The sequence below is a fragment of the Rhodanobacter sp. FW101-FHT13A11 genome, from assembly GCF_058790335.1.
This window is the reverse complement of sequence record NZ_JBYTCN010000010.1, coordinates 97,518-110,946: the sequence shown is the minus strand read 5'-3', so window position 1 is coordinate 110,946 and position 13,429 is coordinate 97,518. Positions and strand designations below refer to the sequence as shown.

11 protein-coding genes are annotated in these 13,429 nt (G+C 65.9%); 7 read left to right on the top strand and 4 right to left on the bottom strand.

Annotated features, from left to right (window positions below; genetic code table 11):
- Positions 1 to 129 precede the first annotated feature (129 nt).
- Positions 130 to 1,194: a DMT family transporter gene (locus tag AC3WRN_RS12550; RefSeq protein WP_492623215.1), complete on the top strand. Its 1,065-nt coding sequence runs from the start codon at positions 130 to 132 to the stop codon at positions 1,192 to 1,194.
- Between the two features lie 243 nt (positions 1,195 to 1,437).
- Here the strand turns inward: AC3WRN_RS12550 and AC3WRN_RS12545 are convergent, their stop codons facing one another.
- The 4 genes from AC3WRN_RS12545 to AC3WRN_RS12530 form a co-directional block, all read right to left on the bottom strand.
- Positions 1,438 to 2,853 (bottom strand): carbohydrate porin, encoded by a 1,416-nt coding sequence (locus AC3WRN_RS12545; protein WP_492623214.1) that lies wholly within the window; start codon positions 2,851 to 2,853, stop codon positions 1,438 to 1,440.
- A 196-nt stretch (positions 2,854 to 3,049) separates the two neighbouring features.
- Positions 3,050 to 4,696, bottom strand: coding sequence for an NRAMP family divalent metal transporter (locus AC3WRN_RS12540; protein ID WP_492623213.1), 1,647 nt, complete (start codon positions 4,694 to 4,696; stop codon positions 3,050 to 3,052).
- 66 nt (positions 4,697 to 4,762) lie between these two features.
- Positions 4,763 to 5,197, bottom strand: a complete 435-nt coding sequence (locus AC3WRN_RS12535; protein ID WP_492623212.1) for an S-adenosylmethionine decarboxylase — start codon at positions 5,195 to 5,197, stop codon at positions 4,763 to 4,765.
- 91 nt (positions 5,198 to 5,288) lie between these two features.
- A complete protein-coding gene (locus AC3WRN_RS12530) occupies positions 5,289 to 5,465 on the bottom strand; it encodes a hypothetical protein (RefSeq protein WP_492623211.1) in 177 nt (58 codons plus the stop codon).
- Positions 5,466 to 6,332: 867 nt separating this feature from the next.
- Between AC3WRN_RS12530 and AC3WRN_RS12525 the strand changes: the two genes are divergently transcribed.
- The 6 genes from AC3WRN_RS12525 to AC3WRN_RS12500 all read left to right on the top strand — a co-directional run bounded on the left by AC3WRN_RS12525 (position 6,333) and on the right by AC3WRN_RS12500 (position 13,386).
- Positions 6,333 to 6,749 (top strand): hypothetical protein, encoded by a 417-nt coding sequence (locus tag AC3WRN_RS12525; RefSeq protein WP_492623210.1) that lies wholly within the window; start codon positions 6,333 to 6,335, stop codon positions 6,747 to 6,749.
- A 141-nt stretch (positions 6,750 to 6,890) separates the two neighbouring features.
- Complete coding sequence (locus tag AC3WRN_RS12520; RefSeq protein ID WP_492623209.1) at positions 6,891 to 8,117, top strand: TolC family protein; 1,227 nt, start codon at positions 6,891 to 6,893, stop codon at positions 8,115 to 8,117.
- Complete coding sequence (locus AC3WRN_RS12515; RefSeq protein ID WP_492623208.1) at positions 8,114 to 9,391, top strand: efflux RND transporter periplasmic adaptor subunit; 1,278 nt, start codon at positions 8,114 to 8,116, stop codon at positions 9,389 to 9,391. The genes AC3WRN_RS12520 and AC3WRN_RS12515 overlap by 4 nt, the downstream gene beginning before the upstream one ends.
- A complete protein-coding gene (locus AC3WRN_RS12510) occupies positions 9,388 to 12,567 on the top strand; it encodes an efflux RND transporter permease subunit (protein WP_492623207.1) in 3,180 nt (1,059 codons plus the stop codon). Before AC3WRN_RS12515 ends, AC3WRN_RS12510 begins: the two co-directional genes overlap by 4 nt.
- On the top strand, positions 12,564 to 12,914 hold the full coding sequence (locus tag AC3WRN_RS12505) for a copper-binding protein (protein WP_492623206.1): 351 nt from the start codon (positions 12,564 to 12,566) through the stop codon (positions 12,912 to 12,914). Before AC3WRN_RS12510 ends, AC3WRN_RS12505 begins: the two co-directional genes overlap by 4 nt.
- A 130-nt stretch (positions 12,915 to 13,044) precedes the next feature.
- Entirely contained in the window at positions 13,045 to 13,386 is a 342-nt protein-coding gene (locus tag AC3WRN_RS12500; RefSeq protein WP_492623205.1) for a hypothetical protein, read from the top strand.
- The last annotated feature ends 43 nt before the right edge of the window (positions 13,387 to 13,429 follow it).

Sequence of the window (13,429 nt, the reverse complement as noted above, 5' to 3'; positions counted from 1 at the left end):
ACCACCGCCCAACCTCGGCCTAAACAGCCCCCACCTGTTCTTCAGCTCTGTCAATGAGCGATCTTGATACCATCGCTTGATGGCCACGTTAGGCGGCGTTGGCTAGACCACCCAATTTACCCTGCGCGCATGTCTCGAATCGCTAACCTCCCCTCGACCATTTGGACGGCGCTGCTCGCCGCGCTGCTGTTCGGTGCGAGCACGCCATTCGCAAAGCAACTGCTGCACGACCTGTCGCCGGTGCTGTTGGCCGGGCTGCTTTACCTCGGAAGCGGCATCGGTCTTGGGCTGATTCGGCTGATGCGTGATCGCGGCTGGCATACCCCGTCCCTCTCCGGACGCGAGTGGCTCTGGCTGCTGCTCGCGATTGGCTTTGGTGGGGTACTCGGCCCGCTGGCGTTGATGCTTGGACTCACGACGACGTCGGCGGCATCGGCGTCGCTGTTGCTGAATCTCGAAGCGGTGCTGACGGCCGTACTGGCATGGGTCGTGTTCCGCGAGAACACGGACCGTCGCGTTGTGCTGGGGATGGCGCTGATTGTTGCGGGTGCCGTGTTCCTGGCTTGGCCAAGCTCCTCTCCCGGAACAGTCGGCCTGGGCTGGGGCGCGTGGTGGATCGCGGGTGCCTGCCTGTGCTGGGCGCTGGACAACAATTTCACGCGCAAGGTCTCTGCGTCCGACGCACTGTTCCTGGCCGGACTCAAGGGAACCGTGGCCGGCGTGGTCAATACCGGAATCGCGCTCATGCTCGGTGCGCGTGTGCCTGCGGCTCCTGCCATCGGCGAAGCGATGGCGGTCGGGCTGTTCGGGTACGGCATCAGCCTGGTGTTGTTCGTGCTCGCCCTGCGTGGATTGGGATCGGCACGCTCCGGCGCGTACTTTTCGACGGCGCCGTTCATGGGGGCGGCGATCGCAATCCTTGCCTTCGGTGACCATGCCTCGCCGATGTTCTTGATAGCGGCGGTGTTAATGGGCGCGGGCGTATGGCTGCACCTGACCGAGCACCACGAGCACTTGCACACCCACGAAGCGATGACCCACACCCATTGCCATGTGCACGACGCGCATCACCAGCACACGCACGATTTCGAGTGGGATGGCCAGGAGCCGCATACGCACCCGCATACCCACGAACCGATCACGCACAGTCACCCGCATTATCCGGATATCCACCACCAGCATTCGCATGATTGACTATATCTGCGCAACTCGGGGGCATGCATGCGGATCATGCTACTGGCCGCCAATCTTCTTCCAGCTATGTACTCGGGGAATCAACTGCGAAGCGCGTAGGCTCGCGTGCGCGCTAGTGTTATGGCTGATCTGCTCAACGATCCAATGCATGGCGTAGATCGCGGTTGCGAAAAAGATCCATGCAGGCAGTTGCTCGGGATAGAACGCCCCGTTTCTCGCCAGAAACGGGGCGTTCCGTGCCAGTTAAATTTCCAAATGCAGGCGGATTCCGCCAATGAACACCGGGCCGCGACGATCCGCGTTGTAACCGGGGTTACGGATCAACTGGACATCGGGACTGATCTCGACACCTTTGAACAGACGATAGCTGTAGTAAGCCTCCAGCACCTCCTCCCTGGCGTAGTGGCTGAGCTGGCCATCGCCGAGAAACCCGCCCAGACCGCCGGCAGCAAGATACTCCCGGTGCTGGCGGTTCAGCCCGGCCGTTGAGAAAGCCACCCCCAGTACATCCTCCGAGCGTCCCCATGATGTGCCGTTGATGGACACGCCAGCCGACAAGTCGTTATCGATCTCGGTAAACGTGAATTCCTCGATGCGGTCGTTGGCGCCGCTGGCGCGTAGAAACACACCGACATCGTTGCCGAGCCGCTGCTCGAAGCTAACGCCCCAACCGACCTTGGAGGATGGCTTGAGCACGGCATTGACATCCGGAAGGCTGTTGGTGGCTTGCGCCAGGGCGAGCGCGTCGGTGTAGCTGCCGGCCAGCTCGTGATTGCGGAATGCCAGCACCCGAACCAAGCCCGGCAAGTCGCCGAGTTTGTAGTCGTGCTCCACCTCGACCTCGTCGCCGTGGTAACGCCCGATGTTTTCGTTGAGCGTGGTGCCGTTGGCGACCTTGGGCTGCATGAATCGTCCTACGCGGAATACCCAGTTGTCCCAGTACAACTCGCCAGCGCCGCCGATGGTGTAGGCGCGCGCATCGGCCGCGTAGTCCCAGGCGCCGTGGGTGATCAGCGCCCAATTCAGGAACTGGGTGCGCGGGTCGTTGGCGTAGGTGTTCTTCTCGAACAGATCCGTCAGGGTGATCTTGCCCAGCGTCATGACGAACCGACGGGAGTCATAGTTGCTGGCCAACTGGTTGGGGCCGTCATCCACGTGCGTGCTGTCGCCGCCGAGGTTGAAGGTCTGCCGCAGGAACCAACGTGCCCAGTAACCCCGTGGCCGTGTGCCGCCGTTCTTCTGGATTTCGCCGTTCTGGATGCTGGCAAGGCCAAAAAGATGGGAGAGCGGTCTGCCCACCACGACCTCGGGATCGAGATACAGCTCACCGCCTGTCCAGAAGCGCGCCCCGATGTATGCAGTCGCCGTCCACGTGTAGCTGTACTCCGGCGTGGCGCTCAGGCTCTGCGGACCCGTGTAGGGCGCACTGAAGCCATGCTTGTTTTGGTAAACATAGGTGGTCTGGGCGTGGATGTTGAAGTTCTCCTCGCGGGTGTCGCCGTTGCCTTTGCTCCGGGGCGGCGACGGCGTGGGGCTGCGATCGACATCCGTGGTAGTGAGCGCGTCCTGCGCGTGGATGGGAGTCACGCAGGCCGTGGCGCCCAGCCACAGCAGCCACAGGGAGAGTGAGGTTCGCGAGATTCGAGTCTGGATTTTCATGGAGGCGTATCCGATGGATGTTTTAGGGCGCAACGTGGCCCGCAGCGGACGCATGGCGCGTCCACTGATCTCGACGGTGCGATGAAGAAATCGGAGTGGCTGGCCGCCCCTGCGGCCAGCGCGAGGTCAACGCGACGGAGGCTGGCTGAGCCGGAACCACGCCGTAAGCAGGATGTTCCTCATGCCCGTCGCTCCATTAGGCCTTGGCGATCAGGACTTGCACGACCTTGACGATGGCCAGGATCAGTGCCGCCGCCAGATAGGCACGCAGCACGCCCAGCCAGATCCGCCGCCGCACGCTCATCTGCGCCGGCGGTAGCTTGTGCAGCGGCGGCATGCGCCATTCGGCCTTGTCGACGCTGGAGCTGGCCATCGGCACCGTGGGCGCGGGACGGCGCTGGCGCAGGATCGCGACAGCCAAACCGAGCACCAGCATCAATACGCCGCCGCCGATCAGCACGCCGATGATCTGCGCACTGGTGATCGAGGGATACAGCACCGAGGCGGTGAGGATGACCGACAGCAGCACCAGCACCCCCACCACCGCGCTCGTGAATATGTTGGTGAGCGGCTTGTTCACCCAGGGGCCCAACACGGCCTTGTCGTTGCACAGCAGCAGCAAGAACACCGATGCGCCCGGCAGCAGGATGCCCGCCAGGGTCTGCACGGCATTGGTGATGAGGCCAAGCGGTGCATTCGGGATCAGCACCAAGCCGGCGGACACGGCGATCAACAGGGCATATACCGCGTAGAACAGCTTGGCTTCCGAAGGCTTGCGGTGCAGAGAGTGGTTCACCGCCAGCACGTCGCCGATGGCATAGGCGGTCGAGAGCGAGACGGCCGAAGCACCGATGATGCTGGCATCGATCAGGGCGATCGAGAACAGCACCGAGGGCGTGTTTCCCACATATTTGGCAATGCCTGCAGCCACCGCGCCCGCATCGGCGAACTGGCCCATTTCCGGACGGCCGGCAAAGGTGGCTGCGGTGAACGCGATCATGGCCACCGCGCCGATGATGACCAGCACGATGCCGATCCAGAGATCCGCTTTCTCGTAGCCCATGAAGCGGGGCGTGATGCGCTTGTCGATCACATAGCTCTGCTGGAAGAACAGTTGCCACGGCGCGACCGTGGTACCCACGATGGCTATGATGAGCAGCATCACGTCGCTCAGCGGCGCACCCTTCGGCATGCTGGGCACAACCATGTTGTGCGCGATCTGCGACAAGGGCGGGTGCACCATCAGTAGCACCGGCACCAGCACCAGGCTGCCCACCACCAGCAGCAAGGCAAACCGTTCGAAGCGGCGAAAGTTGCCGGTGGAGGCCGTGAGGATGATGAGCACCGCCGAAATCGCTACACCCCAATCGCGTGATAGCCCAAGGTGATCCAGACCTAAGCTGATGCCGATGAACTCGGTGACGATGGTGAGCGCGTTGAGGATGAAAAGATCGATCACGCTGAACGCGCCCCAGAACTTGCCGAAGCGTTCCAGGATCAGGCGAGCGTGGCCCACGCCGGTCACTGCGCCAAGTCGCAGCACCATCTCCTGATTCACATACAGCACGGGGATCAGCAGCGATAGCGTCCATAGCAGCACCGTGCCGTAGTTCTGGCCGGCCTGCGTGTAGGTGCTGAATGCGCCAGCGTCGTTGTCGCCGACCATCACGATCAGGCCTGGGCCGAGAATGGCCAGCAGGGTGCGCAAGCGCGCACCCCAGCCATCGCGTCGTGCATGATCGTTGTGGGCGATGGTGCCGAGCGCGCCGCGAATATCGCCCACGTGGGCGGTATCGAGCACGGCGTGCTCGCTGGCTTCCTTGAGGTTGACGGCGGTGTTCATGGCGAAGGCCTGTCGTTGGACTGTGGTCGGGGAGATGGCGCGCCATCGGGGGCGGCCACCTGCGTATCAGGCGGTGCGGAAGATCGGTTTGGTGGCGAATACCTCGGTGGGCTTGCACGGCGTGCGGCCCCGCACAGGCAACGCGAGGCCATCAGGCTGCACGCGATGGAGCAGTGCCCGCAGCGGACGGAACGCATCGCGCAGGCCGTGGAAGACCTGCATGGCGGCGGCGATTTCGGCCGGTTCGCTTTCTTCCACGAACAGGTCGGCTGTCACGGCGTTGCGTTCCGCGAAAGTGCACACCACCAGATGGATACCGTTGCCGGTCATCGCACCGATCACACCCTGCGCGGCCGTGGTGGTGAAGTGGCCGTAGCGGATGGGCAGGTGACGGCGCGCCACCAGCAGTTCGCAATGGGTACGGACCGCTTCGGGATCCATGAGCAGTGCTTCGGGAGCGCAGCAGTCGAACCACTCGCCGACGAAATGGATGTTCATCATGGGCATGTCTTCCGTTTCTCTGGCCAGCAGCGAAACCACCGGCGCGCACAGGACAGCCCCTGCGCGCATCGGCGCCGGGGCTCGCGGGTTCTCAGGCGTTGCGGGCGCGGCGTGCCTGCCAAAGGCCGCGATACCCATGTACCGCGGCGCGTAGCAGCGTCACCACCAGGCCAGGCGATGACGGCCGGGCGGTGCGACAGGAAAAGTAGACGTTGAGCAACGGGTTCGACGTGTGCAGCGGTCGACGGGTGTACAGGAAGAGTTGCATGGCTCGGTTCTCGTGGTTCGCCGCAAGGGCGACACGGACGCGAGCCAGCTCACATCGGCGCGATGCGGGCGGCGCGCAGCGCGTGCACGTCCAGACGGAAGTGTGGAAGGAAGGGCGTGTTACCGGCAGGGGGAGGTCGCATGGAACTCATCCTCGAACACGTTGACGCAACGGAGGGCGCAAGCCAGCGCCGCGAAGCGGCCGGGGCATGGGGACACTGGCGGCAAGACGCGTCTTGTTTCGGGTCGCCCGCGGCGCGGCCAGTGCATCGCAAACCCAGCGGCATTCCAGCGCACCGGTGGCGGTGTTGCGCTGCCATTGCGCGCGCATGGGGACGATGCGATGCAAGGGCGTCGTGGCCACGACGACACGCGCACGGTTCCAAGAACCGCGCGGGACATTGTGGGAGTGAAGGGCACCAGCCGCGCGACGACGGACTGCGTGCAGGTACAGCTTGTTCATGGCTCACCTTGTTCGCGCCAACGGTGGCGCGGCAGGTGAGCCGGACTTTCCTAGTCGTGGAAAGCGCCGGCCGACCGAGCGCGGCCGCCGTCAGGGCTTGCGTTGTTCAACGGGCACGCCAACACCGGCACGGTGCGTCCGAAGCTGGCGTATCGACTAGGAGGGTAACTGTCCATTTCTCGTGGTTTGGTTGTCTGGGAAGTGCCACCGGAAGGCAGAGAGGCTTTCTGGCGGCGGGCGAACGATACGCATGGAATCTGCCGATGTCAAGACCAAATCGAGGTCATTCATGCCTCACTATCGACACCCCATCAGGCTCCTCCTGAGGATCGCTGGAGTGGTGCACCATCCACACTGTCGCCCCTTGACTGGACTCGACTCCAGCTGCGCTATGATGACAGTGCCATGCGCAAACGCTTTCACATCAGCCGTCGTCGCCGAGTCCTTTGGACTGTTGTCGCGCTGTTCTGTCTGCTGTTCCAGCAACTGGCCATGGCGGCCTACGCCTGCACCTTGCCCACTGCCCCGATAAACGTCGCCATGACGAGTCACTGTGCGGCTATGGGCATGGGATCTACGGCAAAGATGCCAACCTCGCATCAGCACGGTGTGGATCCGCGTTGTACCGAACACTGCGCCGGCACGACGGTATCGACGCACGATGCCAGCCTGCCGACGGTGCCACCGCTTCTGCTCGCTTCGACGTCGCCCACGACGCTGGGGATCCTTGCGAACACAGCAGATCGGATCGCCCTGCCGAACACGGCCCTGCATCGTCCCGATCCACCTCCCACCCTGCGGTTCTGCTCCCTGTTGATCTAGCGCCTCCCGGCCATCGCCGAGGTGCCGTCGTGCCTGCGTGGCGCGACGCCTGATCGATCACGGGAGTGAACCCTCATGCTGCTTTCCTGTTTGGCCCGGCGCCGTTGCGCATGGGCTCTGCTTATTATCCTGGGCGGATCGGTGACTGTTGCCACGGCCCAAACCGCCGGTGCGCCTCCCCTGACACTCGACGCCGCCGTGCGGCAGGGCGTGATCCATGCGCCATTGCTCGCCGCGCGCAACGCCGATCTCGACGCAAGGCGCGATGAAGCCGTGCGTGCGGGGCGCCTGCCCGATCCGTCGCTGACCTTCGGTGTCTCCAACTTTCCAGTCACCGCTCCGGGCGCCTTCAGCCTGCGCTCGGACACGATGACCATGCGCACGATCGGCGTGATGCAGGCGATTCCTTCGCACGCGGCGCGCGCGGCGGATCGTTCGCTGGCCGCCGCGCAGGTCGATGCCGCCGAGGCCGATCGCACCGCCACCGCACAGAGCGTGCGCGAGCGCATCGCCGACGCTTGGATCGGCGTATGGGCAGCCACGCAGCAGCGCGCTTTGCTGGAAACTTTGCGCGACGAAAGCACCCTCGCGGCGCAGGTCGCCAAGGCGCGGTTGCACGGCGGCACCGGCAGTGCGGCGGACGTACTGGCGGCACAGGCCGAGGCGCTGACGCTGGCCAACCGGATCGAAGCCGCCGACGCCGATCTGCAGGCGGCAAACGCGTCCTTGCAACGCTGGCTGGGCGACGTACCGACTGCGCTGGCGGACGCCCCGGACTTCGACCAGTTGCCGGTCGCGCCGGATCAACTCGAACAGCACACCGATCGGCAGGCGCCAATGCAGGCGTGGCAAGCCCGCGAGCAGGTGGCCGACGCCGCGCTGGCGCAGGCGCGCGCCTCGAAGCATCCGGACTGGAGTGTGGACGTGACCTACGGTCACCGTGCGCCGTATCTGTCCGACATGGTGATGGTGCAGGTCGGCGTGAGCCTGCCGCTGTTCACGCGCAACCGGCAAGACCGCGACATCAGCGCGAAGCAGGCGCAACGCGATGCGGTCGAGTCGGCGCACGAGGATGCCCGCCGCGCGCAACGCGAAACCGTCGCGCGCGACGTCGCCGCCTGGCAGGGCTGGGGGCGGCAGATCGCACGCGATCGCACGGCGCTGCTGCCGCTGGCGCGTGACCGCAGCCGGGTGGCGCTGGCCGCCTATCGTGGCGGCGGCACGCTGCAGCCGTGGCTGGATGCACGACGCGACGAGATCGCGTTGCGTCTGAGCTACGCCGATGCACTGGCCGCCCGCGCCCGCGCTTGGGCCGCCTTGGCCTATCTGCTGCCCGAATCCACTCTGTCTTCGGAGAACCTGCCATGAAACGGATCGGTATCGTGATCGGCGCGCTGGCGGGTGCCGCCGTGCTGCTGGCGCTGGGCTATGTCGGCGGTCGCCATGTTGGCTCCGCATCGATGCCGGCCAGCACCATGGCGGACACGCAAGGCGCAAAGCGCAAGGTGTTGTACTGGTACGACACGATGGTGCCCGACCAGCACTTCGACCACCCCGGCGTGTCGCCGATGGGCATGCAAATGGTGCCCAAATATGCGGATGAGGGCGGCACCGACAAGGACGTGGTACTCATCGACCCAGCCACGGTGCAGAACCTGGGCGTGCGCACGGCACCCGTGGTGCGCCGGGTGCTGGCAAGCCAGCTCCAGGTGCCCGGCACCGTGAGCTGGAACCTGCGCGACGCGGTCACCGTGAGCGCGCGGGTCGACGCGACGGTGGAGCGGCTCGACGTGCGCGCGCCGTACACCGCCGTCAAGGCCAGGCAACCGTTGGCCGAACTGCTGGCGCCGTCATGGAGCAGTGCGATCGCCGAATACCGCGCCCTGCAACACGCGCAGTCCGCTGACGCACAGGCATTGCGCGCAGCCGCGCGACAGCGACTGCAAGTGCTGGGCCTGACCGCGCAGGACATCGCTTCGGAACGGGACGGCCACATCACGCTGCACGCGCCACAGGACGGTGTGGTCATGGCGCTGGACGTGCGCGAAGGTCAGCAGGTCGGCGCCGGGCAGACCTTGATGACGCTCAACGGCCTGTCCACGGTGTGGGTGGAGGCAGCGCTGCCTCAGGCCGCGGCGAGCGCGGTGCGCGCCGGCACGCCGGTGACCGTACGTGCGGCGGCCTTGCCCGGCCAGGTGTTCCACGGCCAGGTGGAAACCCTGCTGCCGGACATCGACGCCATGACCCGCACCCAGCGTGCGCGCATCGTGCTGGCAAATCCGGATCACACGCTGAGTCCCGGGATGTTCGTCAGCGTCGGGCTGCAGCCGGCATCCGGTTCGCCCGAACCGGTAGTGCCCGACGATGCGGTAATCGCCACCGGCAGTTCCGCGCCGCGGGTGATCGTGGCCGAAGGTGACGGACGCTTCCGGCCGGTGGCAGTGCGTCTCGGTCGTTCGGCGGACGGCTACACCGAAGTCCTTGCCGGCCTCACCGGCGATGAGCGCGTGGTGGTGTCCGGCCAGTTCCTGATCGATTCGGAGGCGAGCTTGTCCGGTGCGTTGCAACGCCTGCAGACGGGCGAGCCCGCGCCGGCGGCCAGCGCCGCCATGCCGGGCATGCCGATGGGAGACGGGCGATGATCGCCGCGCTGATCCGCGTTTCGATCCGGTATCGCGTGTTCGTGCTGCTGGCCGCGCTGGCGCTGGCAGCGGTGGGCGTGTTCTCGGCGTGGCATACGTCCATCGACGCGCTGCCGGACCTCTCCGACACCCAGGTGATCATCCGCACCAGCTACCCCGGCCAGTCGCCGCAGGTGGTGGAGGATCAGGTGACCTATCCGCTGGCCACCACCATGCTGTCGGTGCCCGGCGCGACGACGGTGCGTGCCTACTCGTTCTTCGGCGACTCCTACGTGGACGTGCTGTTCAGCGACAACACCGACCTCTATTGGGCGCGCTCGCGCGTGCTGGAGTACTTGAGCCAGGCGCGCGATCGACTGCCGGCCGGCGTCAATCCCGCACTCGGTCCGGATGCCACCGGGCTGGGCTGGATCTATGAGTACGCGCTGGTCGACCGCACCGGCCGGCACGACATTGGCCAGCTCACCGCGCTGCAGAATTGGTTCCTGCGCTATCAGCTGAAGACCGTGCCGGGTGTCGCCGAGGTGGCCACCCTGGGTGGCATGGACCGCGCCTGGCAGATCGTGCCCGATCCGCAGGCGCTGGCCGCGCGCGGTCTCACGGTGACGCAGCTCGTCGATGCCGTGCGCGCCGCCAACGGCGCCAACGGCGGCTCGGTGATCGAGCAGGGCGAGGCCGAGTTGATGGTACGCAGCGAGGGGTATCTCAAGACCCGCGCGGATTTCGAGAACGTGCCGATCGTCGCCAACACGAACGGCGTGCCGGTGCGGCTGCGCGACGCGGCGACGGTGCGCCGCGGCCCGACCTTCCGGCGCGGCCTCGCCGAACTGGACGGCCAGGGCGAAGTGGTCGGCGGCATCATCGTGATGCGCTCGGGCCAGAACGCCAAGGCCACCATTGCGGCGGTGAAGGCGCGCCTGGCGCAGCTGCAACGCAGTCTGCCGCCGGGCGTCGAGATCGTGCCCACCTACGACCGCTCCCAGCTGATCGATGCCACGGTGGAGAACGTCTGGGAAAAACTGCTGGAGGAGTTTCTCGTCGTCTCGCTGGTCTGCGTGTTGTTTCTCGGCCATCTGCGTTCGGCGCTGGTCGCCGTGATCACCCTGCCGCTGGGCGTGCTCGCTGCTTTCATCGTGATGAACCTGCAGGGCGTCACGGCGAACCTCATGTCGCTGGGCGGCATCGCCATCGCCATCGGCGCGATGGTGGACGCGGCGATCGTGATGATCGAGAACACCCACAAACACCTGGAGCACTGGCGCGACGCGCACGATGGCGAGGAACCGCAGGGCGCCGCCCGCTGGGCGTTGATCGCCGAGGCCACCGTGGAGGTGGGGCCGGCGCTGTTCGTGAGCCTGCTGATCATCGCGCTGTCGTTCGTGCCAGTGTTCGCGCTGCAGGGCCAGGAAGGCAAGCTGTTCAAGCCGCTGGCCTTCACCAAGACCTACGCGATGGCGACCGCCGCCGGACTGGCGGTGACCCTGGTGCCGGTGCTGATGGGCTACCTGGTGCGCGGGCATCTGCGCGCCGAGCACGCCAATCCGATCAATCGCGGCCTGATCGCGCTGTACCGGCCGATCCTTAACGCGGTGCTGCGTTTTCCGAAGGCTACGCTGGGGCTGGCCGCCTTGGTGCTGCTCACGGCGCTGGTGCCGCTCAGCCGCCTTGGCAGCGAGTTCATGCCCGCGATGGACGAAGGCACGCTGATGTACATGCCGACGGCCTTGCCTGGACTGTCGTCTGGCAAGGCGACACAGTTGCTGCAGCTCACCGACCGCATGCTCAAGACCGTGCCCGAGGTGGCCCACGTGTTCGGCAAGGCGGGGCGCGCGGACACCGCCACCGATCCGGCGCCGCTGGAGATGTTCGAGACCATCATCACCCTCAAACCGAAGGATCAGTGGCGCCCCGGCATGACGATGGCCAGGATTAAGGCCGATCTCGATCGGGCCGTGCACGTGCCGGGCTTGACGAACCTGTTCGTGCCGCCGATCCGCGACCGCATCGACATGCTCTCCACCGGCATCAAGAGCCCGATTGGCATCAAGGTGCTTGGCACCGACCTGGCCACGCTGCAGACGGTGGCCGACCGCATCGAAACGGTCGCCAAGACCGTGCCTGGGGTCAGCTCGGCCGTGGCCGAGCGTCCGACCAGCGGGCGCTATGTCGACGTGCACATCCGCCGCGACGAGGCGGCACGTTACGGATTGACGCAGGAGCAGATCCAGCAGCTGATCGCCACGGTGGTCGGCGGCGATCCCGTCGGCCAAAGTATCGAAGGGCGCGAGCGCTTTCCCATCGTGGTGCGCTATCCGCGTGTGGATCGCGATTCGGTGCAGGCGTTACGGCAGTTGCCGATCGTGGCCGCGAACGGTGCCCAGCTCACGCTGGGCCAGGTCGCCGACATCACCGTCGCGGCGGGGCCGTCGATGCTGAAGAGCGAGGACGGCCAGCTCGCGACCTACGTCTACATCGACACGGCCAGTAGCAACCTCGGCGGCGTGGTCACCCGGTTGCAGCAGGCCGTAGCCCGACAGGTCACGCTGCCGCCCGGCGCCACGCTGGATTGGTCCGGCCAGTTCCAATATCTGGCCAGTGCGGCGGAGCGACTCAAGCTGGTAGTACCGGTCGCGCTGCTGATCATCTTCGCGCTGATCTACGTGGTGTTCCGGCGTGCCAGCGAGGCGGCGCTGATCATGGCCAATGTGCCGCTCGCACTGGTCGGCGGCCTATGGCTGATCTGGCTGCTCGGCCATTCGGTGTCGGTGGCGACGGTGATCGGTTTCATCGCGTTGGCCGGCGTCGCCGCCGAGTTCGGCGTGGTGATGCTGCTGTACCTGCGCCACGCCTGGGATCGGCAACTCGCGCTCGATCCGCACGCCGGTGTCGACGCGCTGGATGAAGCGATTCGCCAGGGCGCGGCGCAGCGCGTGCGGCCACTGGCGATGACCGTGGCAGTCATCATCGCCGGCCTGCTGCCGATCCTGCTCGGCCACGGCGCCGGCTCGGAAGTCATGCAGCGCATCGCCGCGCCGATGATCGGCGGCATGGTCACCGCGACGTTGCTGACCATGCTGGTGCTGCCGGCGGCGTTCCGGCTGCTGATGCGGTACCGGCTGCACAAAGCAACGCAGTCCACCCCAGCGTTTCATCCACCCCAGGAGACCCGACCATGAAGAAGTACGTTTTCACCCTCGCATGCGCCAGTGCGCTGGCCTTAGCCTCGACCGCCGCGTTCGCCCAACAAATGGACCCGAACATGCCCGGCATGGCCGGTATGCAAACGGCGAAACCCACTCAGGCGCAGGGCGTCGGCGTCGTCAAGGCCATCGACACCACCAAGGGCACGATCACGCTCCAGCACCAAGCCATTACGGCCATCGGCTGGCCGGCCATGACCATGACCTTCAAGGCTGACCCGCCGGCGCTGCTGCAAAAGGTGAAGGTGGGCGAGTCGGTGCGGTTCACCCTGCATCCGGCCGGCATGGCCAGCACGGTGACGGCGATCAGCTCGGCAGGTTGATCGGGAACCACCGCCAACCGGTGCTTGCCTCCGGCAGGGGCCGACCGGCGGGGGTGGCAGTGCGGCCACGTGCCTCGTGGGGTTTGTGGCCGCGCCTGTCACGGTAGTCCGATGATTTTGGAGTACAACGATGAAAGCGCACGCTGCGTATCTCGGCATCGCCCTGCTATTCACGGGCTTGACCCTCGGCACGATCGCGCACGCGACCAATACTTACGCCGACGGCTGGATTGGTCATGTCAACGGCCGGCAGCTGGACATCTGCTACCGGGTTACGCCACTGCCCGCCGTCGGCACGCGGCTGCAGGTCATGAGGTTGGCGTACGTGATTCCCGGCAAAGGCGTGCCCATTGAACACTTCGCCGCGAGCGGGCAAGCCACGGTAACGTCGATCACGGACGCGCATTGCGTGCGGGCCGAACTGATCCAGGGCACGGCGCAATGGTCAGATCACGCGCGGCCCATGCCCTGAACGGGCGCGACGACGAGGCAGCCAAGGCGGCATGCTCCGCGAC